Raw genomic sequence first — 26,951 nt, forward strand, 5'->3', positions numbered from 1 at the left:
AAATGGGAGTTAAGACGGCAAGCCCGCGACCATCGACTAAATCATGGAGATAGCTGCACCGTGAACGCACCAAAACCCTTTCCGCTCAATGCCTGGCACGCGGCTGCATGGTCCCACGAGATCGCCCGCGAGCTGTCCGCCCGCACCATCTGCGGCAAGAACATCGTGCTCTATCGCCGCACGGACGGCGCCATCGCGGCGCTGGAGGATGCGTGTTGGCACCGGCTGCTGCCGTTGTCGCTCGGACATCTCAAGGGCGATGACGTCATGGGCGGCTATCACGGGCTGGTCTTCAATTCGGCCGGCCGCTGCTCCTACATGCCCGCGCAGAAGACGATCAACCCGTCAGCCTGCGTGCGTGCCTATCCGGTCTCTGAGCGGCATTATGGGCCGATCCGAATTGGACGGCATCTGAACCTTCCACTGCAAAAGATTCGCTTCGATGCATCGATGCGTTCGCTTGAAGCATAAAGATATAAACCTGTCGGGCCATCAGCTTTTTGCGATCGCGCCGATACTCAAAGCTCCCAATCAGGGCGCGACCGGCAAGGCAAATCGAAAGGTCGCGCCCGGCTCTTGCTTGCGGACGATCGATAGGCGGCCTCCATGAGCTTCTATGATCGAACGACAGATCGACAGACCCATTCCAAGACCAGTTGATTTGGTGGTGAAAAACGGATCTAAGATGCGGACCCTATCATCCTCAGCGATTCCGACCCCGCAATCACTCACAGAGAGCTGCACGCGGCCGTTATTGTCCTTTGATGATTGAACCACCAGTTCGCGCGTACGGTCGTCAACTGCTTGCATCGCCTCGATTCCGTTCATCACCAGATTGATGATCACCTGTTGCAGCTGAACCCGGTCACCGAGGATCGTGGGAAGTGTTGGCGCCAGCTCAGTTCGCAGGGTCACTTGGTGATTAACCAGCTCACGTGTCACCAGCGCGATGACCTCGTTCACGACCTCATTGATGTCGAGCGCTACCCTCTCGATATCACCTTTCTTCGCAAGCGTGCGGACCCTGCGGATGACCTCACTTGCCCGCATCGCATCGTCGATGATCCACTCTACTGATCGGCGCGCGCCGGCAACATCCGGAGTTTCGCGGCCTATCCAGCCGAGGCACGCATCGGCGTTGCTGATAATGGCCGCAAGCGGCTGGTTTACCTCGTGGGCGATTGAGGCTGTTAGTTCCCCCAGCGTGGTCACGCGCGTAACATGCGCAAGATCTGCCTGTGCCTTCCGCAGCTCTTGTTCTGCCTGATCTGCGCGAATTTTTGTCGTGATGTCGGTGGCGACGCCACGGTAGCCGCGAAAGTTGCCACTTTCATCAAAAAAAGGCTTGCCGCTGGTCTGGAAGTAAATTGCCGTCCCAGTCGCGCTGATGGTGCGATAGATCAGATCGCGAAATGGGAGATGTGCGCTGAGTGTCGCCTGATGCTGCCGCCACTTCTCCGGTTCTTCTTCAACGTCGCAGGCAATTTCCCAGCGAGGCAGGCCAATGGCCCCTGTGGCCAAGAGGCCCGTAGCGCTGGTGTGCTCCGATAAGGTGAGCCGGTGGTCTGGCCCGGTCTCCCATAGCCAATCGGAAGCAGTTTCCGCGTAGTCACGGAAACGTTGCTCGCTCTCACGTAGCGCAGCAAGGGTGTTTTCTAACCTTTCCCTGGCTGCGTGTTGCTCAGTGATATCCATATGCGTTCCGATGAGCTCGACGGTCGAGCCATCGCTTCCCAACACGGCGTGCGCAATAGCATGTATGTGCCGTATCGCGCCATCGGGAAGACAGATCCGAAAATCATATTCGAAGTTCCCTGATTTCTGTTCAAGAGCCCGATGTTGCACTTCCTGCTGCAGCGGCAAATCATCTGGATGAATACGGGAACGGATGGCCTCAAGCGTCACGGGCTCTTCCGGATCAAAGCCAAACAAACGACTGACTTCGACGGAGCGATAAGCAAAACAGCGTCGGTGGCAGTCCCAGGACCAAGTGCCTGTGCGACTGAGCTGCTGCGCGTCGGCGAGATAGGCCTCGCTACGGCGCAGTCGCCCTTCCGTCTGCTTCGCTGCTGTGATGTCGATCGCCGCCCCGACAAACTCGACATCGCCAGATGCTGTCCTCGTGGCCCGTGCTAGTGCGTGAATGTGCTTTATTGATCCGTCGGGCATCAGCAGTCGGTATTGGTGCTCGAAGTCCTCGCCTCGCGATGCTCGATCCAACGTCTCCTGGACGGAAGCCTTATCCTCTGGGTGGGTGCGGTCAAGGACGTGTTGCGGTGTCGGTTTGACGTCTGGATCGTATTCGAAAAGCCGGAAAGTCTCCTTCGACCAAAAGACCTCGCCGGCGGCGTTCCAGCCGAAGCTGCCGGTGTGACTTAATTCCTGCGCCTGTGCCAAATGGGCTTCGCTTCGCTGCAGCGCAAGTTCTGTCCGCTTTTGCTCAGTGATATCTTCGCAGGCAATGAGGACGATGAGCTTGTCTTCGGCCCACAGCATGGCTTTGGCGTTTTCACGTACCCACAGCACCGAGCCGTCCTTTCTGACTTTCCGGATGTCCCAGGTGCGCGATTGGCCGATATCTGCAAGACAACTCCCGATGCATTTGCGAACGACCTCACGATCGTCTTCCGGAAAGACCTTCAGCACGGATAGGCCGACTAGTTCGGCAGGCGTATAGCCGAGTTGAGTCGCGCCGAAAGTATTGACGTTCAGGACCGTCCCCGCTTCATCGACCATGAAGTACATGGCCGGGTTATGCTCAAAGATTGCGCGCCACAGTTTCTCGCGGTTATGCAGATCGGCCGCACTGTGCGGTAGCTTGGCTGCGGCCTCACGCGCAACTTCCCTTTTGCGACGAACTTTTCCTATCAGGTGCGTTCCGACAATTGACGCAGTGAGAAAAGCCACAACCACCAAAAGGTCCTGGGGATTATCGATCCGAAAACTCAACGTGGGCGGCGTAAAAACGTAGGCTAAACTAGCGACGGAGACGATGGAAAGGACCAATGATGCGATGAAGCTGCCCCTCAGCGAAAACAGCAAGATCACCACCAGATAGGCGAACGCCGTGGCTGCGAAAGGGCTGTGAATATACAAGGAAGCTAGCGTCACCGCCCCTAGCGTAATGCTACCGACGATAAACTGCGTGCCTGAACGTTCCAACGTGGTGAGCTGGTTAAACATGCTTGTAGCCGTCCGGCCCTTCTGGCGGAGAGATTAGTGATCAGACAAAAAATACAGCAATTTATTCGAGCCGGACAGGCGCTCCTGAGCGCTTTCTACGTCCGCCCCTTAAATAAGCACGGTCGAAAAAGTCGCATTACAAACCTTCGTATATTTCTTTTAAACATTAGATATCGGACGCTCACATAGGAAGTTACCTTCGTCTCATGCTCAGCCATCCTCCTTGAGTAGCGTGCCGCAGCCTTGGGTTGCTGCCCGGTCAATCACAATTTCATCGCTCACTCCGAAGTTGGTGCTCGTGCTGGATGCCGGGCGTGGGTATGCAGGCGTTGAACGGCATGATCTTCGGAAGGGGCTGGCAGCGGTTTGCGGTGCATGCGGATCGATTATCTTGAAATCGATCGGACCGAAGTTCGTAACGATTTTCTTGGTATTCGCTGTTTCGGCTCACTAGAAACGCCCGCCGTCTTTAGCGATGCAGCAGCGTTATCGAAGCACGATAAGAGGTCTCTGTCGTACCGCTTGCACGATGGCTTCCACTGCGCCGGCAGCGAGCGCCAGCCGCGTCGATAAGAGTATGACTGCGGCGCCGCAACCACGAAAGGCGCCTCGGCTTCGGAGATGCATGCCGTACTTCATGGAGTCACCGGCGCCGCACGGCACTACACACTACGGTGACAGAAACCTTCGCCGTCGCTCGGTTGAGCATCTTGAGAAGAAATAGGCATTGACCCAGCGTTCTACTCGATGACAGTGGCGAACTATCTGGGCCGTTCCGATTATCGACACGCGATTCCGAGCCGGAGTACAGCTACACGTCGGCCTTCTAGCCGAATTCCACATTGATGGCGAGAATTTAGAATAGCAGCGAGGACGACTTTCTCGCTCGTGGTCAATTGAATGATGACGGCGAGGCAGGTTCTCCCGTCCCTGCCACTCCTTTCCAGGCTCGTGCAGGTTCGGCGCCTTTGGCCCTGGCGAGGGCGTTTTGCGCGGCTTGGTGCGAAATCCAGCCGGAAAGGAGACACTCGCATGCCGACGGCCCGGAGATTCAAACTCTGGCATTGGCACTGCCGCGGCTGCGCCCAGACGGCGTGGCGAGAGCGCTCTTGTACGGCAGAGTGCCGGCAATTCGGGCCATGAGTTGCCGCAGCCACCGGTGGGCGGCGGAATGATGCGTCCGGGACGTCCAGGTCATGCCGACTTGAAACGGTTCGGGGAAAGGACATGACGTCGCTACGATCGATTTGGCGATGTTCGAAGCGATGCGGCTTGGCACCATCGAGATCAGGTCCGTGCCGGGGAGAATGTGGGTTAGATCGGAGATGCTCGGCACCGTGACCACCTGGTTCAGCGACAGACCGCGTTCATCGAGCTCTCTGAGGTAGCCTGAGCGCCAGGTGCCTCCATAGGTGACGACGGCATGGCTCGCCTTGACATAGTCGTCGACGCGCAGCCTCCTGCCGCGAGCGGATGGCCGCGGTGCATAACGCACATAGTGGTCATCCAGCAGATGGCGATGATAGAAGCTCTCGTCCTGCACCTCATAGGGGCCGAGGAGAAGATCGGCTTCGCCGCGTTTGAGATACGCGATCCCCTTCGCGCGCGCCGTCTTGATTTCCGGCAGCAGGTGCGGCGCCCGGCGTCTGATGTCGGCGATGGTGCGCGGCAGAATGATCGAGCGTTCGTAATAGTTGCAGGCAATCGTGATCTGCCCGGACGCGCTTGCGGGATCGGAATCCGTCGGCTGCATGAGGCCTCAAAGCCCTCAAGCAGGCGGCTGGCACACTCGACGATCTCGACGCAGCGGGGCGTTGGCGCGATACCGCCGCGCTGGCGCACGAACAGCTTGTCGTGGAACGCCGCGCAGCCGGTCCATCGTATAGCTAATCATCGATTGGTTCGTACCGAGCACTTCGGCGGCCTTCGAAAATGAGCCCAGTTCCGACACCAGTCGCGAAGTACGGATCGCGGCAAAATCAATCGCGAGTGGATCCCAATCCTTTGCCATCTCCTTAAACATCCTCCTCACGTGGCCCAAGCCGCGATATCGAAAGAGTAGATAAGGGATATCAACTCTGTCCGATTGTCCGATAGCTATTGCCAACGCAATCTGCTCGAAATGGGAGTTAAGACGGCAAGCCCGCGACCATCGACTAAATCATGGAGATAGCTGCACCGTGAACGCACCAAAACCCTTTCCGCTCAATGCCTGGTACGCGGCTGCATGGTCCCACGAGATCGCCCGCGAGCTTTCCGCCCGCACCATCTGCGGCAAGAACATCGTGCTCTATCGCCGTACGGACGGCGCCATCGCGGCGCTGGAGGATGCGTGTTGGCACCGGCTGCTGCCGTTGTCGCTGGGACATCTCAAGGGCGATGACGTTATGTGCGGCTATCACGGGCTGGTCTTCAATTCGGCCGGCCGCTGCTCCTACATGCCTGCACAGAAGACGATCAATCCGTCGGCTTGCGTGCGTGCCTTTCCGGTCGCTGAGCGGCATCGCCTCGTCTGGCTGTGGCCCGGCGATCCAGCGCTGGCGGACCCCGCCAAAATTCCAGATTTTCATTGGAACGACGGCACAGAATGGGTCGGCGACGGCGGCACGTTCTATCAGCTGAAATGCGACTATCGCCTGGTGGTCGACAACCTCATGGACCTCACGCACGAGACCTATGTGCACGCCGGCAGCATCGGGGACGAGGCGATCACGGCTGCGCCCTTCGATGTGACCCACACGGACAACACGGCGACGATGACGCGCTGGATGATCGACATCGAGCCGCCCCCGTTCTGGGGCCGTCAGCTTGCACGGCCAGGCCGCGTCGATCGCTGGCAGATCGTGACGTTCCAGGCTCCGTCGGTCGTCGTTGGCGACGTCGGTGTGGCGCTGACAAATACGGGCGCGCCCCAAGGCGATCGCTCGCAGGGCGTCAGCGGAGCGTTCTTGGCGGCGATCACGCCCGAAACTGAGACGACCTGCCACTATTTCTGGAACTTCGTCCGAAATTATCGAAAAGATAATCCGCAACTGACGAGAGAGCTCCAGCTCGCCCATGTCAACGGCGGGGCAGGCGTTTACGATCAGGATCACAGGATCTTGGAAGCGCAACAGGCGGCCATCGACAAGAACCCGCGTTCGCCCTTCTACGATCTCAACATCGATGCGGGTGCACTCTGGGCACGGCGGCTGATCGACCAGATGGTGGCCGACGAGCAGGACCGCGTGGTCGCAAACCTTGCGGCCGAGTGAGCGAAAAGTCATGGCCAAGCCGATGGAACCGATTGGTGCGCGTCTTCGCGCCACGCGTGATCTTACTCCTGACGTCCGTCTCTTCGAGATCGAGCCGGACTACCCGTCAGCTAAAGTAACGCCTGGCAGTCACATCGACGTTCTCGTGTCGATCGACGGGCGGCCCCAGCTTCGTAGCTATTCGTTGGTGGGACCTGGCGGGGACGGGCTCTATCGCATCGCCGTCAAGCGGGTCGCTTCCGGCCGGGGCGGGTCGGTCGGCATGTGGCGCCTCCAGGCGGGCGAACGGCTCACGATTTTCGAGCCGCGAAACAGCTTCGAACTGAGCTACGGCCGGCCGCACTACCTGCTGCTGGCCGGTGGGATCGGCATCACGCCGATCTACACGATGGCGCTGGCGCTGAAGCAAGCCGGAGCGAACTTCCGCCTGCTCTATGCCGCACGGAGCCGTCGAGACCTCGCGTTTGCGGACGAGATTGCCACTTACATCGGGGAACGCCTTCAGCTCTTCGTCAGTGAAGAGGGACAGCGGATCGACATCGGCGGCGAGATCGCCCAACTAGACGCGCGTGGTGAGCTCTATGTGTGTGGCCCGTTCGGCATGTTGGAGGCGGCCAAACAGCTTTGGAGCCAATCGGGCAGGCCCGCGGCGCACCTCCGCTACGAGACGTTCGGCAATACCGGCGGCTTCGCGGACGCCCCGTTCAAGATCAGGGTTCCCCGATTGGGCCTGGAAATTGACGTCCCTGCCCATCGCTCCATGCTGGAGGCGCTTGAAGATGCCGGCGTCGGCATGATCTTCGGTTGCCGGCGCGGAGAATGCGGTCTTTGCGTGCTGCCGATCCTGGAGGCGTCGGCTGAGGTCGATCATCGCGACGTGTTTTTCAGCAGTGAAGAGCGAGCGATGAACAGCAAAATCTGCACCTGCGTGTCGCGCGCGGCGAGCGGCTTTCTAACCATCGATACACCTGATCGAACGCCGCAGGACGTGCCGGTGGTGTAGAGCTTCACGGTCGCATAAGACCGAGGTAAGCTTCGCTCCACCACGCTCCGCGGCCCGAGATACTCCGCGACATGCCTTTTCGCATAACTGTCCTTATTGAGCGTGGACATCCCAATGAGAAATCGCGACCTTACCCTTCCCGCTTCGACGCTAACCCGCGAGCGCGGCACCAGATCGGCAAGACCGATCGCGATTGAATGACGATCAGCCGGTCGGTCGCGTCCTCACGCCGAACGAGGTACGGCCCGCCGCAATTTGAGTGAACGAGCGAGGCGGGCAAATCTGCATCGACCGGTTCTGATGGCCTTGATACGCGAGCAATAGTTCTTTGCTCATCGCTCACGGGTGCCTACTCTGTTTCTCAAGGGCGGAAAAGCGCTTCATCGAGTCTGCTCTTCGAAAATGCGGCAGCCTTGCAGCGCTAGGTCATACCGGGCCGGCGTCGTTCGGCCATTCATGAGCGTTCGACGATAGCTGTCGGCTGTGGTTGTTGCCCAACGGCAATGTCGCCTTTTCCCGCAGGCTCTTTCCTTCTCTACTTCGAAACCGGTCGCCTTCTTGTGCGGCGAAGCGAGCTCTGCCACGTCTTTCCCGTTTAAGTCTGTGTTCGGCGCTCGGACGCACCTCGCCTCGTTGGCTTGATCTGGCCGAAGACCGGCTGCGCCTCGATCGTCTGAGCCGCAACGCCGTCGGTTGAGACTTTCTTCCCCTGGGCTACGCCCATTCCTCGCGAGACAAGAAAGTCTCCCCGCCGGGGTCCTCCGCTTAACGCTCCGGCCCGCAGAAAAGCGGGTGCGTCGACGATCGTCTTCGGCCGTCAGATCGCCATCGAGGCCGCGGTGGTCGCGGGGCTCGAAATAACTCAAGGAGAAGTCACATGGCTAGCATCGGTTCTTTCAAGAAGGTCGGCTCGGATTTCCAGGGCGAGATCGTCACGCTGAGCTTGCAGGCGAGGGGCGTCCGCATCGTCGCCGAGACCAACCGCTCAAACGACAACGCTCCCAGCCACCGTGTCTATGTGGGCCGGGCGGAGATCGGGGCGGCCTGGTCCAAGCGCTCCGAGGAAGGTCGCGACTACCTCTCGCTCAAGCTCGATGACCCCTCGTTCAACGCACCGATCTACGCGAACCTGTTCGAGGACGAAGCCAGCGAAGGCTACACCCTCCTCTGGTCGCGGCCGCGCAAGACCGGCGAGTAATCCTCGCGCCGAGTACGCCCCGCCCGATCCAGTCGGGCGGGGCGCTTTTTGACGCCGAGAAAAAAGCCGCCAACGGGACCGGATCGATCGACGTCGATCGCATCATGGATTTCGCTTTGCTGACTTGGCACGCGGTTTGCTAAACTCCTCGTCAGGCAAGACAAGATCGACGTGGCTGACGCCTAGCGTGCTTGCGAGCTCGAACAGCGTCACCACAGTCGGATTGCGCTGACCACGCTCCAACTTGCTGATGTATTGTTGAGTGAAGCCGGAGGCCTCGGCGAATTTCTCCTGCGTGAAGCCTTTCCGCTTCCGCTCCTTTAAGAAATTTCGGCCCACCAACTTGCGCATGTCCATCTGCGCAAGTTGCGTCTTTACATACTAGGAGGTTTAACTCCTATAGTATGTATTCTCAGGTTGGGACCGAGCCAGGGAATAGAGCTAAAGTGCGACCTACAGCGAACAAGCCCCGCGCGTCGAGTCGCCACCGACACGTTTGTTCTCATACTTTGCGGGATTCTCATGCAAACGCCGCTTAACCCCGATGTCGCGGACTTGGCGCCCACAGATGCGGCGCTGACATCCTATGACGAGCAGCATCTGGTGACATATTGGCGGCTGCTCGATGCCGAGGCCGATGGCGCCGATTGGAGCGAAGTCGCCCGGATCGTGTTGCACATTGATCCGGATCGCGAGCCAGGGCGCGCTCGCAATGCATTCGACAGCCATTTGGCGCGCGCGAAATGGATGGCTGACCGCGGCTACCGCGATTTGCTTCGCGCCGGCGCTCCCAAATAGCAAAAAAAAGTCGCTGGGATCGCGCTGCGGAGAAGGAATTTCTCTCGCTGATGGCGTGATCGACTATCTGCATCACGTGATGCACAAATAGAGACTTCCATGACAACCCTGGGATTTATAGACACTGCGCCGCAATTTTGCTTTGGCGGGAGATCACAGCAGTGTCTAAATTCGACTGGCGCTCACCGGAATCGTATCAGAGTGTCAAAGACGGCGAGATGTCGGATTTCGCTTGGGAAATCCTCCGCCGCAATCCCAAGTATCAAGCTGACTATCGGGACATGTTTTCGAAACACGGGCGGGTGACTCCCGAATTTCGGAGGAGATGGGGCCTCTGCTTTCGCTCATGACCCCCAGGGGTCCTTTCACGAGCAGACCATCTTCTGGGCGCCGGAGGCCTTGCCGGCGGTGCTGCCGATCGTTCGGAGCGCTTCCGGCTCGAATATCCTTGCCGCTGGCCTTGCACTTGCCGATCCTGCATCGCGTCGCATCAGACGGGCAGCGGACGGTTGGCATGTTGTATTGCGCATTCACGGAACCAAACATCATCTATGGCTGAAACAGGCCCCGCAGTTCGGTGCCTCTTATGCATTCGAACTGCCGCCTGACGCCGAGTTTAACATCCGTGCCCACGCCGCATATCGGTTCTTGCTTGCGATCAACGGTCGCCCGCCAGGACCTCCGTTTCATCACCTATCAGCCCAACGACGTAAGCGCTTAACGCTGGCGCTGCGCGCATTCGATGGGCGCATGGACGGCGCCACATACCGTGCCGTTGCCGAGGTGTTGTTTGGTGCAAGACGGGTCTCCGAGCGCACCTGGAAAACCCACGACCTGCGCAGCCGAGTTATCCGCTTGGTTCAGGCCGGCTTGGCGCTGATGCGCGGCGGCTATCGCGCATTCCTTCGTCCACCCTCTCGCAAGGAATAAAACCGATACTGAAAGTCGATTCCCAACCTTAGAACGTACGCTCTGAGCGCCTTCGTGGATTGCGAGTTTAAGTCTCGAGAGAGCTGCAGGGACGTCGGCTACCTGTCGCGACGTCTCGAAGGGGTTCATCTAGCTTGGGGTAAGCGAACGTCTACTCTGATGCCACACGGCCGATCTGGATTGGGTCGGGCGGCCGAGGTCAAGCCTTCGGACACACGATGGCACTGTCGCTCCCTGAATTCAGCGAGCTCAATTGTAGAAGAGCGGCGTGTATTTGGCGTGTGCGCCACGGGATCGGGACATTTTGAAGAAAGCAAGCGAGCAATCGTTCGGACCTGTGGCGGATATTTTGGCCATCCGCGCCTCAAATGCCGCAATTTATAGTTCTCCACTTTCGCGCTGCTTGCGCATGACAGCTGAGGCCGTGCTGCGATTGGCCTCTGAAATGATGAGGTCTGCCCAAGCCTTACGATCTCGGCGCGCAACATCATCATGCCGGCACGCCATCACGAACGGCCTTCTGGCGGCGCATCTCAATCGGCCCTCGAAGCCGTGAGCGCTTCGTTCAACTGGGCCGCGATTGAATTTGCGACCTGTAAGGTCTCCTCTTTCTTGGAGGCGGCCAGACGTTGCGCTTGCCGAAATATCGAGGGACCGAAAGCCAACGTCGAGTTCTCTTCTTGCGAACCGTTACCGCATACGGCGCCGTCAGCGGGGATGTCAAATGATCCTTCTGTCTTGCCCTCGAGAAAATCCCAGCAGGCTCGAAATAACTGGCGATAGCCTTGGGTTACTTCCGGACCCTTATCAACGACGCCGGCCCGTTCGGCGAACCGAAGGTCCTGCTCATAACCGAGCTCTATCAAAAGCTCCGTCCCAACGAGATCGGTCACGACCTGCATCTCTTCGATGCTCAGGTCGGTTTGCCAAGCCTGCACTGAACGGTCATCGATAGCCTTTTTCTCCAGGATCTTGCGATCCCCGAAAGTGCTGGACCGGAGATAGTCCATTTGCTCCATCGGTGCCGATGCCACGTCCGTTGGGGTGTAACCCAGGCCAGCAAGCACGCGCCGGATTTCCTCATCGGGGCGCGCCACAAGGACCTCGTATTGCACCACCTGCGTTTGAGGCCGACTGCGGTACGCTGCAAGCGCAGGTAAACCCAGAACGAGATCGGCGAGAGAAGATGCGATCGCAGGCGTCGGTTGGCCCAAGACGATATCGGCAACACAGGAAGCGATCGCAGGCGGATAACTTGCCGACAGGAGGGGAACGCCCCACGTCGTTTTCAGTGATGCGGCAATGGCGTAGGGGTTACGCATGAGCACCAGTCGCGGCGCTTCCGGATAGAGGGAATCCAAAAAATCGAGCACCGTCCAATAGCGCGGAGTCTTGTCTATGAGGGTGCGCTTGCCCGCAACTGCCAAATACCGGCCATAGGCTGCATCGGCGAACGCGCGAGTGACGATCGTTCGATCTATTCGTCCCAAGAACTCCGAGGTTGCGATCTGAACCAGGGATGCGCCGGCTGGGTGACGATGGTCAACTTTACCGAAGGCCTCAAGTGCCAACATGAGCCACGGCTCAGGCGGAGCCAAAATATCTGGGTGGCGCTGAAGCAGATGCGCCAGCAGCGTCGTCCCCGAGCGGGGAAGACCTAGAAGAAAGCACACCGCAGGCGAATGGTTTACATCCTGGTTCATCATTCAACATCCTATACTTGGACAGACCCACCGTCCGTCCTGAACCCTTTTTCCGGCCGATGAGAAACATCACCAGCAATGCAGCTTCAGGTAGGCTTCAACCATTGCGATCCTCACATGACGTGTCCGTAAGGATCTCGACTTGCCGCGACAAAGTCCGACGAAATTATAGTCGCGCTTGGCTTTTGCGCTGCATGCCCGTTCACGGTTAGGCGGCGGACGACCCAAGCGCGGCAGATCCGATTGGGGCGTACATAAAATGCCGGTGATTTAAGGGGGCGGGCAGATTTGCATCATGTATGGATCCCATTCGCATCGGATCTCGATGACTGGACTATTCATATTTGGCAATCTGGCTGCCATGAAATCGATCCATTTGACCAGACTGCAGCCCGGACCCAATCGGTGGCGACCAATCCTTGCGAAGCTGCAGCTGCGCAAGTTTCGTTCAGTCGCGCGGTGTTTATCCATATCAACGTGGGGAGCCTCGGAAAAGCATACTGTGGTTTATAGAAATATGCGCTTAGCGACCCAGAGGAAGTCCTTCGCTTCGAGCAGGCACGATGCCGCTCACGCGTCCGCCGAAGATGACGGTCGTCATGGGTTCGCCTCAGCCGATACGCGTCGCAGACCTTAGAATTCGTCTCAGAGCTGGGGCGAAGATGATTCCGATATCTGAGTTCTCCGACTGACCTTTATTATCGGCCATTCGTAGATTGGCAAAATCAATGGTTTTGATCGAACCATTCAGGCGATAGATAGATCCACTCGGCTCAGCCTCTCTGTCTGAAAGAGACAAGGCTGCCGATTCGGTGCCCCTTATTCAAGCAAACTGCCTCTCGGTGCGGCTTCTGCGGCACGCAAGTGAGGGTCGTCTCAGAACCTCCATTTCATTTTCATCCGTCCAAATGTTAGTCGGCCTCGGACGGTCCGGGAGCGCGCCTCTAGACGCGCCAACGATGCAGCGGCGGACCATCGCTTTGCGCAACGTTTGTCAACTGATGTGCGTGGCTGACGGACAGTGCTCTGCCTGTCGGCTGTCAGGAACGGAGCCGGGGTGCCGAAAATCATGACTGCATCTTCGGCATCCCCTTAAGCACTTCTACTCCCCCATGATGCTCGTCGGCGCGCGATCAAACGCGCGCATCCTCCAGACGAGCACGGGAGCTGCTCAAATGCCCGATCCGACCGCCGGCTTGCCGCCGCGATTATTGCGCACCCCTGAAGCGGCACGCTTTCTCGGCCTGTCCGGCCGAACTCTGGAAAAGCATCGCACCTATGGCACAGGGCCGACCTATCGCAAGCTTGGCGGCCGCGTTGTTTATGCGCTGGAGGACCTCAAAGCCTGGGCGGACCGTGGAGCCAAGAAATCAACCAGCGATCCCGGCATAGGCACGGTCTTGCCTGCAAAACGGCAAACGCCGATTCCGTATGCAGGCAAGGAGCGGCGCTGACCCATGTCAGACTGCATATCCGCTGCCCATGGGCGTCACTCCGAGCGCGGTCAACTCGATCTGTTGCGCTCATTGCCTGGCGACCTCTCACCATGCGATGCGCAAGACTTGACGGCATATCCGTTCTTTTTGCCGTCAACGTCGATACGGGTTTTACCGATCAACTTCCGCGCTGGAACAATCACGTTTCGTGCGGAGGCTATGTCGGAACGTGGCATGGCTCCGATTTGGAGTGCGGATGTTTTGATCTGGGCCGGTTCGCAGCTTGGCAACACTCGGGATGCCGGCGCGACAACGCCCCCGCTGTTGGCCGCTACCCCATACGAGATCCCAACCTTCATAGGTTGGGCTACCGGCGTGCGCGTCTACGAACGCCGCAAGGCTGCACACGACCGGCTGCAATCAACAACCCTCGTGACGTCGATGCGCCAGCCAACCGAGCGCCGACGCCATCGCTTCTCTGGGATCAACGAATGGAAGGAGACGGTAGATATGCACGGTCATGCCTGCGGAATCGATCTGATCGGGCGGGATCGGTTCTCCACGGGTGTTCGCAATGAGGCCCCCGTATTGATCATCGCCCGTTCCCCGTTCGATCTGACTGGCGGATTTGAACGATGCCTCTATCGCCTCAAACGCAAACATGATGGCGGTCAAACGGGCGGCTGGCGCGTTGATTTCGTTCATCTCCACGCCAAGCCGAATAGCCTATTCCCCCCCGATCACCTTGCTTACGACCCGCGCCAGATCGTCCGTCGTCAAACCCTACCCCAATATCGGCTTGTCATTACGGACGACACTGACGCTGTGAACCGATCGAACTTCGCGCCACTTCAGGTCCGTCCCATTGCAAAACAGCTGCGAAGGCAGGCGCATCTCGGAGCAGAGGCAAGGCCTGAGAGCTGCATCGCGTTATCAGGGACAAGAACTCTGGTGCCTTCGGGGACCGGGCCTTGCCGCTATCGGAGATGGAAAGTGCCGGTAACGCTCCGCTGCGTGGTGGCTGCCCGCTCCACTAGCTCTGCTAATCCTGAATCCTTCCGATTCCTCCTACCACATCAGACGCTTTCGTCTGCAACCAGCAAGGTGGCCGCCGCGAGGGTTTCGCGACCGCGCCTAGTTGCGCTTCGCTATAACCACTTGGCGGCAGCCAATGTTATTGCAGCCGCGGGCCAGCGGATACGCGTCTGTTGGCGCGAACCAGAGACGTCTCCGAACAAAGGAGCCGTCAAATGAGCGATGTCACAACTGTCGAACTCTTGTGGGTCAAAAGGCGGATCGAGAACCGAATTCGGTTCGGCCGGCCCGTATCGGAAAAGATCATTGACCAACACCGCCGGGTTCTTTCATTCGCGGTCGGTAGCATTTTCGCGTTCGTGCGCTGGACGTCCAACGATTTTGGAACCGTTCTGTCGCGTATCGACATTCTGCGCGCCGCGGCGCCACGGCAGCGATATTCAACTGTCCCTTGGGTATACCCCGGCGGAGAAAGTCTGCTCCGATTGTCAGGATGGACAAAAGTCGAGCAAGCACTGCAATTGATCGATGCGGTTGAGGCACTTGAGATCAATCCTGCAGATGCTGCGCCAGACTATTGGCATCACGTTCACAACCGCCTCTCTGTCAACGAAGCGCCGCGAACCTACACCCGAGCGCGCCACCAGGCTTGGCTGCGCCGTCGAAGACGGGGACTCTGATGGGGCGGCTGACGATTATATTTGCGATCTGCGGATCGGCAGCTCTCGCGTTGTGCTCGGACAGAGATGCAGCTCCATCGTACATCTGGAATGCTTCAGAAAGTGTTCCGATCGGCCTTTATCGTCTGCAGCCATCGCGACGATTGACTGTGACTGAGCTCGTGGCGGTTCGCCCGCCCGAGCCGCTTGCCACCTTCATGGACTTGAACGGCTATCTGCCGATCGGCGTTCCCATGCTCAAGCGCGTCATTGCGTTGCCGGGGCAAACCGTCTGCAGAAATGGCCTCGTCGTTTCCGTCGACGGCATCGAGATGGGACTGGCGCGGGATCGCGATGTACGTGGCCGGCCGCTGCCGGTTTGGTTCGGATGCCGCCTCTTAGCGTCAGATGAGATCTTTCTCATGAACTGGCAGTCGGCGGAATCGTTCGATGGACGCTATTTCGGCCCGATTCCGGCATCCGTCGTCATCGGACAAGCTCTGCCGGTATGGACAAAGGGAGACTGATCTTGTTCGGCCCGCACCGTGGATATGCAGTCTCGTTGGTTGATGGATCGCCGCGCCCTTGCTCCTTCTCGGCCCGACCTTTTAAGAAGATCGTGCGCTATGCTCGTCGGCGATGGCCTCGCACCCAGCGGCCCAACTCGCTACCCATCAGTTTCGCGAGCGCAAGCGCCTGCGTTTCAATCTCCGTAATGGCGGTTTGGGTTTTGGGAGCTCTGCTGGTCCTCGAATTCCCGTCGGAAGGCTGGGCTGAGACCGCAATCCCGCCGCTTAGTTTGCATTCGCTCAGCTCCCTGCATGTCAATTCATATACAGCCTTCATGGCCGAAGCCTCCCACCGATTTGCGATCCCGGAGCACTGGATCCGTGCCGTCGTGCAGGTCGAGAGTAGCGGAAACGTAGACGCCGTATCGTCCCGGGGAGCATTGGGCCTGATGCAAATCATGCCCCAGACTTGGGTCGGCCTAAGTATTCGCTACAACCTCGGTGTCGACCCCTTTGACCCCCGCGGCAACATTCTCGGAGGGACGGCCTACCTTCGCGAGATGCTCGACCGGTTTGGACGGCAAGGATTTCTCGCAGCTTACAATGCGGGCCCAAAGCGTTATGAGGCGCATCTGGCGACAGGGCGACCACTACCCCAGGAAACCCAGGTTTACGTCGCCAGGCTCGTAGGATTGATCGGCATTGGGCAGAACGAGCATGCGGCTTTGGCCATCCGACGCATTCTTCCGTGGCAGCAGGCAGCATTATTCTATGACCGCTCGGACAGCTCGTCGGCTAATGCCGGATCGACATCAGCTCCGCATTCGATGAGCACTCCGAACGACCCGGCGTACATACGAAGGCCTGTCTTCGTACCTGGTGCGACCGGGCTCTTTGTGCCGCGATCAACCGAAGCGGTGTCCCGATGATCGCAATCGCATTTCGTCGCGTGTTGTCGAAGTTTGTCGCGCGTTGGAGAGTGCTGGGGAAGGAGCAGGGAATGTTCGACCGCGGATGGCAGGATAAAAGCCGCAAGGTGCGGCCGGTCGGTTGGGGGAGAATTGCTAGTGAATTCAGATATGCTCCAAACCTTGCGAAGATCCGGCACAACTTGTCATTTTCGCCACGACGCTGTTTTGGCTCGGCTTTCCACACATTGGGGGGCCAAGATGACGCGCAACGATGATTTCCGCATTCGCCCAGGCCGAATCGGTTCGACACGCTGGCCGCGAGCAAAGCCCTTCCTGGCGCAAGCCTTGCAAGCCGCGCAGAAGGCTGGGGGTCTTTCACGTCGTGCCGGCAGTCGTGGCGGCAGGTTCGGGCGTGGGCGCGCTGCGACCCTTAGGGCCAACCGGCTCCTGCAAGATCGCGGCCGCAGTGCCATGGTCAAGGCGCGTGTCGTGCGGCGGATGCGCTCGCCAGGCAGCCTGCGGGCTCATATCGGTTACTTGCGGCGTGACGGCGTCACCCGTGACGGATCGCGTGGCGAGCTATTCGATGCTGCCGGAGATGGCGCAGATGGCCGAGCTTTTGCTGAGCGCTGTGAGAACGATCGGCATCATTTCCGCTTCATCGTCTCGCCAGATGACGCCGGCGAACTCGCAAGTTTACGGAGCTTTACGCGCGAGTTGATGGACCAGGCCGCACGCGATCTCGGTACACGGCTTGACTGGGTCGCCATCGACCATTGGAACACTGAGCACCCCCACATTCACATCCTGGTGCGGGGCCAGGCCGACGACGGTTCCGACCTTGTGATCAGCCGCGATTATATCAGCAAAGGCCTGCGGGCCCGCGCGGGTGATCTCGTCACCCGCGAGCTTGGTCTCCGATCCGAGCTTGAGGTTCGGCGCGGCCTTGAGGCAGAGGTTGGGGCCGAGCGCTGGACCCGGCTCGACCGCGCGCTTGCCCGGGAAGCGGGACGTACGGACGGGGTGATTGATCTGCGGCCGGAGAGCGGCGGCGGGTCCGACCCGTTGCGCGAGATCCGGATTGGCCGGATGCGGACGCTCGAGCGGCTCGGGCTCGCCGAGCCCGCCGGTCCGGCGCGCTGGGTTCTCGCCCCTGATACGGAGCTGCGCTTGCGTGCGCTTGGGGAACGCGGCGATATCATCAAGCGGTTACACAAGACACTCGCAAAGGATGGCGCCTCTCGTGCGCCATCCTCCTGGGCGCTTGAGGGGGAACGTCATGGCGAACCCGTCATCGGACGCCTTATCGCCCGCGGGCTCGATGATGAGCTTAAGGGATCGGCATTCGCCGTTGTCGATGGGATTGACGGGCGTGTGCATCACCTCAGGCTCTCCGACATCGATGCGGCCGGTGACGGGCCGGTTGGCGGTATTGTCGAATTGCGTCGCTTCGAGGACACGAGGGGCCGGCAGCGGGTCGCGCTTGCCGTCCGCTCAGATCTTAATCTCGACCAGCAGGTGGCTTCGGAAGGGGCGACCTGGCTCGATCGGCGCCTGGTCGCTCGTGAGCCCGTCGATCTCGCGCGTGGCGGATTCGGCGCCGAGGTTCGGTCCGCGCTCGATCGCCGGATCGATGCGCTGGTAGAGCAGGGGCTTGCTCGCCGAGATGACGACAAAGTCACATTGGGCCGCAATCTGATTGGCACTCTACGCAACCGTGAGGTCGATAATTTGGGCCGGCGCTTGGCCTCCGAAACTGGGCTGGCGCATTTGCCCGCTGAGGCGGGAGAGACCATTTCCGGGGTTTACCGCCAAAGGATATCGCTCGCCTCTGGTCGCTTCGCCATGATCGACAACGGGTTAGGCTTCCAGCTCGTGCCCTGGACACCGTCGCTGGAGCGTGAGCTCGGCAAACAGGTCAGCGGTATCGCCGGTCCCGGAGGGGTCGACTGGAGTTTTGGGCGCAAGCGCGACCTTTCGCTCTGAATCCGCCGATCTCTTCGCCATGCTGCGCGATACCGCGACCTCGAATGGACTAACGTTGAATGGTGCCCTCGCGGTGCGCATCAATTCTGGCCATGCCCGCGACGAAGATTCTTTGGGGTCAACTGCTCTTTGTCTCAATAGTCGTGCTCGCTTTCCTCTGGGCGGCCACCGAATGGACGGCCTGGCGTCTGGCCTTCCAGCCGCAGCTCGGGCCTGCCTGGTTCACGATCGCGGGCTGGCCTATCTACCAACCGGCTGCCTTCTTCATTTGGTGGTTCGAGTTCGACGCCTACGCGCCTGTCATCTTCGTCAAGGGAGCGTGCATCGCCGCAAGCGGCGGGATCGCATCGGTCGGCGTCGCCATCTTCCTTTCAGTGTGGCGGGCAAAGGAAGCTCAGCATGTGACGACATATGGGTCATCCCGTTGGGCGGATGCGCGGGAGGTTCGCCGTGCGGGGCTGCTGGGGCTAGATGGCGTCGTGCTCGGCCGCTTTGATGGCCGCTACCTCCGGCACGATGGACCCGAGCACGTCTTGTGCTTTGCTCCTACACGTTCCGGCAAAGGCGTCGGCCTTGTCATTCCGACACTGCTGACCTGGCCGAACTCCACGATTGTCCACGATATCAAGGGCGAAAACTTCCAGCTGACCTCCGGATGGCGTGCTCGCTTTGGGCCTGTGCTGCTATTTGATCCAACCAATCCCGCGAGCGCAGCTTACAATCCTCTCCTCGAGATTCGCCGAGGCGACTGCGAGGTCCGCGACGCCCAGAACATCGCCGATATTCTCGTCGATCCCGAAGGCGCGCTCGAGCGTCGCAATCACTGGGAGAAGACCAGCCACTCTCTGCTGGTCGGGGCAATTCTCCACGTCCTCTATGCGGAACCAGACAAGACGCTTGCCGGCGTTGCCAACTTCCTGTCGGACCCCTTGCGCCCGATCGAGACGACGCTGAACGCAATGTTGGCGACGCCCCATCTGGGAGAGCGTGTTCATCCGGTCGTGGCTTCGGCGGCACGGGAGCTCCTCAACAAGAGTGAAAATGAACGTTCCGGCGTTTTGTCGACCACGATGAGCTTTCTGGGGCTCTACCGCGACCCCGTGGTTGCTAAGGTCACGGGGCGGAGCGACTGGCGCATTCGCGATCTTGTCGACGGACCCCGACCGATCTCGCTTTACCTTGTGGTGCCACCGTCCGACATCGCCCGGACAAAGCCCCTGATGCGGCTCGTGCTCAACCAGATCGGTCGGCGGTTGACCGAGAGCCTCGAAACCGACCGACAGCGGCAGAAGCTGCTCCTGATGCTTGATGAGTTCGCAGCACTCGGCCGGCTCGATTTCTTCGAGAGCCAGCTCGCTTTCATGGCAGGCTATGGCATCCGCAGCTTTCTCATCACCCAAAGCCTGAACCAGCTCGAGCGCGCCTATGGGGCGAACCACGCGATCCTCGATAATTGCCATATCCGCGTTGCCTTCTCGACCAACGACGAGCGCACGGCCAAGCGCGTTTCGGACGCGCTCGGAACCGCAACCGAAATGCGCGCGATGAAGAACTATGCCGGGCATCGGCTCTCGCCATGGCTCGGGCACCTCATGGTCAGCCGGCAGGAGACATCGCGTCCTCTGCTCACACCCGGGGAAGTCATGCAGCTCTCGCCCGGCGAGGCCATTGTGATGGTTTCCGGCGTGCACCCGGTGCGCGCACGCAAGGTCCGCTACTACGAAGATCCGCAGTTCCAAAGCCGGATATTAGGCGCGTCGCGCAACGTTCCAATCGGCTTGGTCGCCCAGCCCGACGATTGGTCGGGGCGCACGTCGATTCCGCCCTCGATCGATCTGCTTGCTGCGTTAAAGCGTAACGTCCGCGATGGAAATGGCGGCATTCGCCGCGAGCCCGAACTGCCGCAGCAGGGGGAGGTCGTGATCACGGCGCCGCACGCCGACAATGAATTTGATGCCGTGCTCGATGACGGCGATGCTGATGCCGCGCAAACGACGGTCCTGAATCGCTCGATGGAGGGGCTTGCACGTTCGGTTAGCCTCGACCCAGACGATAAGATGGGCCTATGAGGGGGCCGAGATGAAGAAGGCCCAGCTCAGCATCTACCTCGATCGAGAGATCCTTCGCAGTCTCGAGACCTTCGCAAAGCGTCAGGACAAACCCAAGTCGCTGGTTGCGGAGGCTGCCATTGCCTCCTTTCTGTCTCCCGATGAATCCGAGCGGCGGGAAGCAGCGACAGCCAAGCGGCTCGACCGGATCGTCCGTGTGCTCGAGCGACTTGAGCGCAATGACGGTGTTACGCTGGAAACGATTGCCCTGTTCATCCGCTTCTGGTTAACGGCAACTCCGGCATTGCCGGAGCAGTCGAGCCCTGCAGCGCGTGCCAAGGGCTCTGAACGCTACGATCGCTTTGTCGAAGCGCTCGGACGGCGGCTCTCCAGCGGGTCGAACGTTCTTAAGGAAGTCAGTCTCGAATCGTATGAAGCTGGAAGCCTTGATCCGTCACAAGACAAAGCCGGCGCCACTTGATCGACGCGCCATTTCGTTCTTTCGCTACGCCAGACTGCGATCGCCATCATCAATCAGTTGAGGTGCTCTCGCTGATCTTTCTGGTCATGCGCGATCACCTCATCGAATTCGTTCGCTGCGGCATCAATTGGCGTACCCTGGGATGGGAGAAGAGGAAACATGCAGCTCCACGGCGAACTCTTCTGCAGAGTAGCCGCCTCGCCCGCTATCTCTCAGTGCCTCGCAAGGGCCACACTTCGCTGACGCGGAAGGTAACCGATCGACTCAACCAAGCACTTTGCGAGCGGCCGAGGTTGCTGCAGCCGACGGTCCAGCGCGACAAGAGCATCATCGTGGAGGCCGCTCGAGAGGGTTTTCTGAAGCCTTCTTCAGCTGAAGATCTGGCACAGCAGCACTTTTACGCCATGCACGATAAGTTCGACCGTATCGAGCGCAATGTGCAGAGACGGTCAAGACCGTGCGCTACATGCCCGTTATCATCTCGCGGCATGCCGCCGCTGCCGAAACCTTGCCGATTCACGCTGAGCTAAGGGTTATACAACTCCTCGCGTTGTCGAATGAGCTCGGTCGTTCTGTCACGGAATGTTTGCAGGCCACTGCAAAAAGCTTCGTCGACGACGGGCCGAGCGCCCAAGAGTTCACAATCACTCGAAAGGCAATCGCTCATGAGCGAAACAATTTGTCATGTGCGCCTAGAAGCTCGTCGATGTTCACAGGCGCGTCAGGCGTTGATGAGCGGGCGCCGATTTCGGCATCAGTTCAGATCCGCGGTCGTTCGCCGAGCGAGAGTTAATGGTTGCAAAGACAGCCGTCGAGTGGGTTACGCGTAGCTGGGTTGATGGAAATGCGTCCCTCGGTGGCTAACCGGGTGCGACGCGTGGCGAACTAAAACAAACATCTACGGATATCTATTTTCCTACATGAAAGACATAGGGGGCCTTGTTGCGTGCTTTGTTGGGGACGTCAGTGCTGAAGAAATCATTCGAGCAAGTTTCTGCCCGTGATAAATCAAGTTCTGCGCGAGGTAGGCCATCGAGAAAGTCGATCGCATCGCGCTGGCTTACGACCAGCGCCTTGGTTGGTTGTGCATGTTCGTGGTCACCGTCACTGCTCCATGCCGAGTCTCTGGACGATCTAAAGCAAGAGCTGAAGCGTCTGCAAGCTCGCGTACACTCACTTGAGGCTGTCCAGCAAACGGGAGCCGGCAAAGATCGTGCTGCATCCAACACGCCCAAGCTAACGCAAAACGAAGCCGAGGCTAGAGCGCGCGCTGAGGGAGCGCGACGCCCTGCTGGAAGCAGTGACGCGCCCATTCCAAAGCTCCCAGTAGACCACGTCAATATTTGCGATGTGTACGGACCCGGCTACTTCTACATTCCAGGGGCGCGCACCTGCCTAAGCATCGGCGGCTACCTTCGTAACGACATAGGCACCGGCAACACGACTGCTGGTTCGGACATCGGCGCCTATCGGAACGGAGTTCTCCCCGGCACGAGTAATCGCGGGACACGTAAAGACTCTGAAAACTTTGAGGCGTCCATAAACTTTGATGCCAGGACAGCCACTGATTGGGGGCTGCTGCACTCATTTGTCAACTATCGGTTTGATTATGCAACGGCTGCCAGCCAAACAGCGACCACGTCCGGTGTTCCGTCAATAGCCGTTGATCGAGGCTTCGTTGAGATGGCTGGCTTCAAGGTCGGTCGCGACGAAACCAACTATAGTTTCTTCAATTACAATTCTCTCATTTATGGCAAGCCCTTCTTTTATAGCAACATCTTCTGGGTGTTCGAGCCTTTCGTCGACTACAAGGTTAACCAAGCAGCGTATACTGCCAATTTCGGTAACGGCCTCACAGCTACGATCGCCGCGGAAGATCCCACCACCGGGGGCACCAACAGGTCGAACATGCTCCCCTCAGGTGCCATAGGTCGCAGAAGTGGTGCCTCGTTTGTCTACGGCTCTATGGATCTTCCGGATCTCATCGGCAACGTGAGGGTCTCGCAATCGTGGGGAGCGGCTCAGCTCTCCGTCGGCTACCATCAGGACTATGGTTCAGTAGCCACTCCCTATACCGCGAACGGCTACGGGGGGCAGGCCGGCGTCAGCTTCAACGTTCCGGCATTAGGTGCAGGCTCCAGGGTGTCATTTCAGGGCGCGTACTCTATCGGCGCCACCAACCTCGCCTACAGCTGGGGTTACCAAGGTGGCACCGCCGGCATCTCCAGTGCCGATCTTGGTGCTGATGCCGCGATCGCCAACGGCGCTCTGCAGCAGGCCCGCGAGTGGACCGCTGGTACGGTGCTTGAGGCACAGATTGCGCCGACGGTAGAATTTGACGTGTCGTCAGCCTACTATTCATTCAGCAACCGGAACACCGCCGGTGCCCTGGCCTTCACGGGCTTCGAAAGTAATGCCCAGATCAAGTGGACGCCGGTCGGTCCCGAATTGCTCATCATCCCGGACTTCGAATATCGCCACATCGATGTCTCGGCTGATACGGTTGCCGCCGGCAACGCCAAGTTCCGTAAGGCTGACGCTTACGTCTTCGATTTGCGCGTTTTGCGCAGGTTCTGATCTTCTATCAGTTCGCTATACGGAAACAACTCGGCGTTAAATCGCCGAGTTTTTTTTTACAAGCTCCGCCCGAATCGCATCGATTCCGTCAGCTGCAAGTTACGCCAAAGGCGTGTGGGGCGTGATGCAAGAACAGGGAAGTCTCATTGACGGGTGGGGTTAATTCGTAATGCTATAGACCGCTACGATGCATACGACAAATCCGACAGCGGCTCTGATCGTTACCGGCTCATCGAACATAATATATGCCCAGACAGCGGTAACTGACGGAGTAAGGTATATCAGGGTTGCAACGTGGCTAGCGGCGCTTTCTCGTAAGCAGAACCAATAAAGACCGTAGCCCATTGCGGTTGTGAGAAACACGAACCATAGAACGACGCCGACAAATTGGGCTGTCATGTGAGGTGTGATCCCTCCGTCTTGAATGGCCAAGGGAAGCGTACAAATCGCAGAGATCGCGCTTTGGACCGCCAGAGAGGCAAAAATGGACATCGAGGTGGCAGTCAGCTTTGAAAGAAGGGTCGCCGATACAAAGCATAGAGTGGCGGCTACGGCCAATCCATAGGCCCAAGGTGGGGCATGGTCCACTGTCCCTCCCGTAGCCAACGCTACACCTACAAGAGCAATCATTGATCCCAACCACTGTTTGATAGAAATCTTCTCGCCCAATACCGGCCCCGCAAAAACGCTGGTTGCCAGCGGCTGCAACGCGGCGATCAATGCGGTCGTCGCAGGAGGCACACCTGTTGCGACGGCTTTCACTGCCAAGGTGATGAAACAAAACATTGCTAAGAAGCCAATACAGACTTGCTTCGCAACCTCACGGAGCGGCAGCCCCAGAACTAATGACATGCCCAGCCATGGCGACAAGATCATTGCGACGAGAGCAAACCGCCAAAATAGGACTAAATAAATCGATTCGTTGGGCCCAATCATTCTCGCACCTATAAAACCTGAGCTCCATGCCAAAACCAAGCCTGCTTCCGCGAGAATCTTCTTTGTAGCTGACATTCTTGGATACCTCGAAGTGATGCGATCGCGCGCCAGTCGATCTCGCAAGATCAATAAGTGCCGACGTCGATCATCGAGGCGTTACAATTCGTTGTCGAAACGATCGGAAAAAGAGGACAGCGGCTCAACTTGTATAGAAGAATTGGAGGGCCTTTGATCCGAAATCTAATTGATCTGGCCACAGCAATTTGACTAGTGGCGAAAGCTGGGCTGTTCAGTCAACGGCCCCGAGGGGTGCTCTGTTCGTTGGGCGACGATCAGAGCCCGCGCAATATACCTTCCTCATCGATATTTGACCGGCGATGCACCGGCTCTCCGGCGCTCGCTATTTCCATCCACGCAAGTTACGGCCTAAGCAACTTCAACACTTATCCTGGCGCGTGGCATCCTGCGTCTCGGCCGGTGGCATTTGCGAAATAGCGTCAGCTTAACGATGCGGAGATCAGACAATCGTTGCTCCGGCAAGTTACGCCAATTTCGCGGGCCTCTGGTCGAGCCAACCATTACTGCCTCTTGCGGCGATGCTCGTGCGGAATGAAAGCGATTCACCCATCGAACCCTTCGCGCGCAAGCCCCAATGAGCACCAGCAAGCTGCGGCAAAGGTACCGAGGCGAGGCCAAGTGGCATTACTCGGCGCTATTCATTGGTCAGTCCTCTCTCAACCGGTTTGCCCCAGGGCAGGAGAGGGCTTCTATCGCCCTCACTTGAGCTCGGCCCTACGCTGTACAACTGCCGGCATTGTCCAGGGCGGACGCATCTTCCTGTCACATAATGTTTGCATGGCGTCGGCAAGGATGAGCCACGAAGAGGCAAAGAGCTGTCGTTCTTGGCGGCATCCAGTCGGATGTGTCGACGGCCAGTCTGAGCAGAAGCCCTCTCAGGGATGTTCCCGACGGATCTTAGAAATGGAAAAGATGCTCGGAATGAAACGGTCAGTACTTACAGGATTGACTCTGCTCACTTTGATTACAGCCTCAGACGAGTCGCAGGCGACTCCTATCGAGATCACCGTTGATACGGCCTTCGGTGCTTATTTCGAAATGCACAAAGCAATCGCAGCGAAATTCATGGAGGCGCACCCCGAAATCAAAATAAGCTTCAGCGCTCCCGCCTCCAACTACGACGAAGTCTTCCAACGCACAATTCGTGGCGCAATCACGGGCTCAGTCGCCGACGTGAGTTTTCAGTACTACGGTTTTGTGAGGCCGCTAGTTGAGCGCGGCTTGCTGACACCGCTGGATGACTTCATTGCGGACGAACCCAATTGGGCTGATCTAGGCTATCTCCCAAAGATCACAACGATGGCTCAGGTTGACGGGAAGGTCTACGGGATTCCGTTTAACACCTCGATCTCCTTCATCTATTACAATAGGGATCAGATCCGAAAGGTTGAAGGAGCCGCTGGCGCATTGCCCGAATCTTGGGACAAGATTGCTCGTTTATCGAAGCGCATAGGCGACGTCACTGGTCCTGGAACTGGCATCTATATCGACTACTACTACATCGCTGCGAACCTCACGTTTGATGCGCTAATCGAGACGCGGGGCGGCAAGATGATGTCGGACGATCTTACTCAGATCACGTTCGATGGTCCTGAGGGAATGTCCGCGCTTGAAACACTGCACAAGCTCGGAGCTTCGGGCATGATCGACACCACACGAGATCAAGCGCAGCAATCCTTCAAGGCTGGCAAAATGGCTATCTATGCCTCCACATCGGGCGACATGAGCACGTTTAAAAACGCCGCCGACGCCGCTGGCTGGCAACTAGGCTGCGCTGCATTTCCACTTTCGTCGAGTGACGGCCGATACCCTGCAGGGGGCAACGCTGGTATGATCATGGCGAAAGATCCGGCCAAGAAAAAAGCCGCCTGGGAGTATATCAAATTCGCGACTGGCGAAATTGGTCAGCTTATGGTGGCCAAATATACCGGTTATATGCCGAGCAATAGGAAGACTATCGAAAACCCGGAATTCCGAAGCACGCTTTATGCTGATCCTTGCTACAAGACTGCGGTGGATCAGCTGGCCCACGTGACAGGACCCTTCACCTTTCCTGGGCCGAACGCGCAGCGCATCTCCGCAAGAATGCGAGACCTCCTTCGCGACGTAGTAACGCAGAAACAAGCGCCGGCTGAGGTGATGCCTAGGCTGGTGAGCGATGTGAAGGCACTTCTTTCGAAGTAACTCGTGGGCGTCCCGGTATTTTGTTGAGCCGAGTCGCGCACT

22 protein-coding genes and 2 pseudogenes are annotated in these 26,951 nt (G+C 58.6%); 18 read left to right on the top strand and 6 right to left on the bottom strand.

What is annotated here, in order from left to right; all coding sequences use genetic code 11:
* Window positions 1–60 precede the first annotated feature (60 nt).
* A pseudogene (locus SO140_RS22045) lies at window positions 61–384 on the top strand (Rieske 2Fe-2S domain-containing protein); the annotation flags it as partial.
* 147 nt (window positions 385–531) lie between these two features.
* Here SO140_RS22045 and SO140_RS22050 read toward each other — a convergent pair.
* From SO140_RS22050 to SO140_RS22060, 3 genes are all read right to left on the bottom strand, one after another.
* Window positions 532–3,183, bottom strand: a complete 2,652-nt coding sequence (locus tag SO140_RS22050; protein WP_498543085.1) for a PAS domain S-box protein — start codon at window positions 3,181–3,183, stop codon at window positions 532–534.
* A gap of 1,051 nt (window positions 3,184–4,234) precedes the next feature.
* Window positions 4,235–4,936, bottom strand: a complete 702-nt coding sequence (locus SO140_RS22055; RefSeq protein WP_498543086.1) for a LysR substrate-binding domain-containing protein — start codon at window positions 4,934–4,936, stop codon at window positions 4,235–4,237.
* Between the two features lie 15 nt (window positions 4,937–4,951).
* Entirely contained in the window at window positions 4,952–5,206 is a 255-nt protein-coding gene (locus SO140_RS22060) for a helix-turn-helix domain-containing protein (RefSeq protein ID WP_498543087.1), read from the bottom strand.
* A gap of 157 nt (window positions 5,207–5,363) precedes the next feature.
* Between SO140_RS22060 and SO140_RS22065 the strand changes: the two genes are divergently transcribed.
* The 3 genes from SO140_RS22065 (at window position 5,364) to SO140_RS22075 (ending at window position 8,638) form a co-directional block, all read left to right on the top strand.
* Entirely contained in the window at window positions 5,364–6,437 is a 1,074-nt protein-coding gene (locus SO140_RS22065; protein ID WP_498543088.1) for an aromatic ring-hydroxylating dioxygenase subunit alpha, read from the top strand.
* Between the two features lie 10 nt (window positions 6,438–6,447).
* Complete coding sequence (locus SO140_RS22070; protein ID WP_498543089.1) at window positions 6,448–7,440, top strand: PDR/VanB family oxidoreductase; 993 nt, start codon at window positions 6,448–6,450, stop codon at window positions 7,438–7,440.
* Window positions 7,441–8,317: 877 nt separating this feature from the next.
* Window positions 8,318–8,638 (top strand): DUF736 domain-containing protein, encoded by a 321-nt coding sequence (locus tag SO140_RS22075; protein ID WP_498543090.1) that lies wholly within the window; start codon window positions 8,318–8,320, stop codon window positions 8,636–8,638.
* A gap of 102 nt (window positions 8,639–8,740) precedes the next feature.
* Here SO140_RS22075 and SO140_RS22080 read toward each other — a convergent pair whose 3' ends face one another.
* Window positions 8,741–8,995 (bottom strand): helix-turn-helix domain-containing protein, encoded by a 255-nt coding sequence (locus SO140_RS22080; RefSeq protein WP_498543091.1) that lies wholly within the window; start codon window positions 8,993–8,995, stop codon window positions 8,741–8,743.
* A gap of 165 nt (window positions 8,996–9,160) precedes the next feature.
* Between SO140_RS22080 and SO140_RS22085 the strand changes: the two genes are divergently transcribed.
* The 3 genes from SO140_RS22085 to SO140_RS22095 all read left to right on the top strand — a co-directional run bounded on the left by SO140_RS22085 (window position 9,161) and on the right by SO140_RS22095 (window position 10,366).
* Window positions 9,161–9,436, top strand: a complete 276-nt coding sequence (locus SO140_RS22085) for a DNA -binding domain-containing protein (protein WP_498543092.1) — start codon at window positions 9,161–9,163, stop codon at window positions 9,434–9,436.
* A gap of 218 nt (window positions 9,437–9,654) precedes the next feature.
* A complete protein-coding gene (locus SO140_RS22090; protein WP_449380410.1) occupies window positions 9,655–9,786 on the top strand; it encodes a transcriptional regulator domain-containing protein in 132 nt (43 codons plus the stop codon).
* A gap of 58 nt (window positions 9,787–9,844) precedes the next feature.
* On the top strand, window positions 9,845–10,366 hold the full coding sequence (locus SO140_RS22095) for a DUF2285 domain-containing protein (protein ID WP_498543160.1): 522 nt from the start codon (window positions 9,845–9,847) through the stop codon (window positions 10,364–10,366).
* A gap of 533 nt (window positions 10,367–10,899) precedes the next feature.
* On the opposite strand, the gene noeE is transcribed toward SO140_RS22095, so the two are convergent.
* Window positions 10,900–12,072, bottom strand: coding sequence for a nodulation protein NoeE (gene noeE, locus SO140_RS22100; RefSeq protein ID WP_498543093.1), 1,173 nt, complete (start codon window positions 12,070–12,072; stop codon window positions 10,900–10,902).
* Window positions 12,073–13,244: 1,172 nt separating this feature from the next.
* Here noeE and SO140_RS22105 point away from each other — a divergent pair.
* From SO140_RS22105 to SO140_RS22150, 10 genes and pseudogenes are all read left to right on the top strand, one after another.
* Window positions 13,245–13,523, top strand: coding sequence for a helix-turn-helix transcriptional regulator (locus tag SO140_RS22105; protein ID WP_449380348.1), 279 nt, complete (start codon window positions 13,245–13,247; stop codon window positions 13,521–13,523).
* 3 nt (window positions 13,524–13,526) lie between these two features.
* A pseudogene (locus SO140_RS22110) lies at window positions 13,527–14,393 on the top strand (replication initiator protein A); the annotation flags it as partial.
* A gap of 362 nt (window positions 14,394–14,755) precedes the next feature.
* Window positions 14,756–15,220: a DUF2840 domain-containing protein gene (locus SO140_RS22115; protein ID WP_498543094.1), complete on the top strand. Its 465-nt coding sequence runs from the start codon at window positions 14,756–14,758 to the stop codon at window positions 15,218–15,220.
* Window positions 15,220–15,726: a S26 family signal peptidase gene (locus tag SO140_RS22120; RefSeq protein ID WP_498543095.1), complete on the top strand. Its 507-nt coding sequence runs from the start codon at window positions 15,220–15,222 to the stop codon at window positions 15,724–15,726. Before SO140_RS22115 ends, SO140_RS22120 begins: the two co-directional genes overlap by 1 nt.
* A gap of 317 nt (window positions 15,727–16,043) precedes the next feature.
* Window positions 16,044–16,637 (top strand): lytic transglycosylase domain-containing protein, encoded by a 594-nt coding sequence (locus SO140_RS22125; protein WP_498543096.1) that lies wholly within the window; start codon window positions 16,044–16,046, stop codon window positions 16,635–16,637.
* Window positions 16,638–16,877: 240 nt separating this feature from the next.
* Window positions 16,878–18,605 carry a relaxase/mobilization nuclease domain-containing protein gene (locus tag SO140_RS22130; protein ID WP_498543097.1) on the top strand — a complete coding sequence of 576 codons (1,728 nt, stop codon included), beginning with the start codon at window positions 16,878–16,880 and terminating at the stop codon, window positions 18,603–18,605.
* A 92-nt stretch (window positions 18,606–18,697) separates the two neighbouring features.
* Window positions 18,698–20,674 (top strand): conjugal transfer protein TraG, encoded by a 1,977-nt coding sequence (locus tag SO140_RS22135; RefSeq protein ID WP_498543098.1) that lies wholly within the window; start codon window positions 18,698–18,700, stop codon window positions 20,672–20,674.
* Window positions 20,675–20,684: 10 nt separating this feature from the next.
* Entirely contained in the window at window positions 20,685–21,134 is a 450-nt protein-coding gene (locus tag SO140_RS22140; RefSeq protein ID WP_498543099.1) for a CopG family transcriptional regulator, read from the top strand.
* On the top strand, window positions 21,131–21,664 hold the full coding sequence (locus tag SO140_RS22145; protein ID WP_498543100.1) for a hypothetical protein: 534 nt from the start codon (window positions 21,131–21,133) through the stop codon (window positions 21,662–21,664). Before SO140_RS22140 ends, SO140_RS22145 begins: the two co-directional genes overlap by 4 nt.
* Before the next feature lie 436 nt (window positions 21,665–22,100).
* A complete protein-coding gene (locus tag SO140_RS22150) occupies window positions 22,101–23,711 on the top strand; it encodes a porin (protein WP_498543101.1) in 1,611 nt (536 codons plus the stop codon).
* 159 nt (window positions 23,712–23,870) lie between these two features.
* On the opposite strand, the gene SO140_RS22155 is transcribed toward SO140_RS22150, so the two are convergent.
* A complete protein-coding gene (locus SO140_RS22155) occupies window positions 23,871–24,722 on the bottom strand; it encodes a DMT family transporter (RefSeq protein WP_498543102.1) in 852 nt (283 codons plus the stop codon).
* Window positions 24,723–25,628: 906 nt separating this feature from the next.
* On the opposite strand from SO140_RS22155, the gene SO140_RS22160 reads away from it, so the two are divergent.
* On the top strand, window positions 25,629–26,909 hold the full coding sequence (locus SO140_RS22160) for an extracellular solute-binding protein (RefSeq protein WP_498543103.1): 1,281 nt from the start codon (window positions 25,629–25,631) through the stop codon (window positions 26,907–26,909).
* Window positions 26,910–26,951: the final 42 nt, after the last annotated feature.

It is taken from the genome of Bradyrhizobium sp. UFLA05-108, assembly GCF_059803455.1.

Excerpts from the sequence above, each read along its gene's own strand:
- SO140_RS22160 (WP_498543103.1), top strand. The coding sequence starts at position 25,629 with ATGGAAAAGATGCTCGGAATGAAACGGTCAGTACTTACAGGATTGACT.
- SO140_RS22140 (WP_498543099.1), top strand. The coding sequence starts at position 20,685 with ATGAAGAAGGCCCAGCTCAGCATCTACCTCGATCGAGAGATCCTTCGC.
- SO140_RS22130 (WP_498543097.1), top strand. The coding sequence starts at position 16,878 with ATGACGCGCAACGATGATTTCCGCATTCGCCCAGGCCGAATCGGTTCG.
- SO140_RS22085 (WP_498543092.1), top strand. The coding sequence starts at position 9,161 with ATGCAAACGCCGCTTAACCCCGATGTCGCGGACTTGGCGCCCACAGAT.
- SO140_RS22055 (WP_498543086.1), bottom strand. The coding sequence starts at position 4,936 with ATGCAGCCGACGGATTCCGATCCCGCAAGCGCGTCCGGGCAGATCACG.
- SO140_RS22155 (WP_498543102.1), bottom strand. The coding sequence starts at position 24,722 with ATGTCAGCTACAAAGAAGATTCTCGCGGAAGCAGGCTTGGTTTTGGCA.
- SO140_RS22135 (WP_498543098.1), top strand. The coding sequence starts at position 18,698 with ATGCCCGCGACGAAGATTCTTTGGGGTCAACTGCTCTTTGTCTCAATA.
- SO140_RS22115 (WP_498543094.1), top strand. The coding sequence starts at position 14,756 with ATGAGCGATGTCACAACTGTCGAACTCTTGTGGGTCAAAAGGCGGATC.
- SO140_RS22050 (WP_498543085.1), bottom strand. The coding sequence starts at position 3,183 with ATGTTTAACCAGCTCACCACGTTGGAACGTTCAGGCACGCAGTTTATC.
- SO140_RS22120 (WP_498543095.1), top strand. The coding sequence starts at position 15,220 with ATGGGGCGGCTGACGATTATATTTGCGATCTGCGGATCGGCAGCTCTC.
- SO140_RS22060 (WP_498543087.1), bottom strand. The coding sequence starts at position 5,206 with ATGTTTAAGGAGATGGCAAAGGATTGGGATCCACTCGCGATTGATTTT.
- SO140_RS22075 (WP_498543090.1), top strand. The coding sequence starts at position 8,318 with ATGGCTAGCATCGGTTCTTTCAAGAAGGTCGGCTCGGATTTCCAGGGC.
- SO140_RS22070 (WP_498543089.1), top strand. The coding sequence starts at position 6,448 with ATGGCCAAGCCGATGGAACCGATTGGTGCGCGTCTTCGCGCCACGCGT.
- SO140_RS22105 (WP_449380348.1), top strand. The coding sequence starts at position 13,245 with ATGCCCGATCCGACCGCCGGCTTGCCGCCGCGATTATTGCGCACCCCT.
- SO140_RS22125 (WP_498543096.1), top strand. The coding sequence starts at position 16,044 with ATGGCCGAAGCCTCCCACCGATTTGCGATCCCGGAGCACTGGATCCGT.
- SO140_RS22080 (WP_498543091.1), bottom strand. The coding sequence starts at position 8,995 with ATGGACATGCGCAAGTTGGTGGGCCGAAATTTCTTAAAGGAGCGGAAG.
- noeE (WP_498543093.1), bottom strand. The coding sequence starts at position 12,072 with ATGATGAACCAGGATGTAAACCATTCGCCTGCGGTGTGCTTTCTTCTA.
- SO140_RS22090 (WP_449380410.1), top strand. The coding sequence starts at position 9,655 with ATGTCGGATTTCGCTTGGGAAATCCTCCGCCGCAATCCCAAGTATCAA.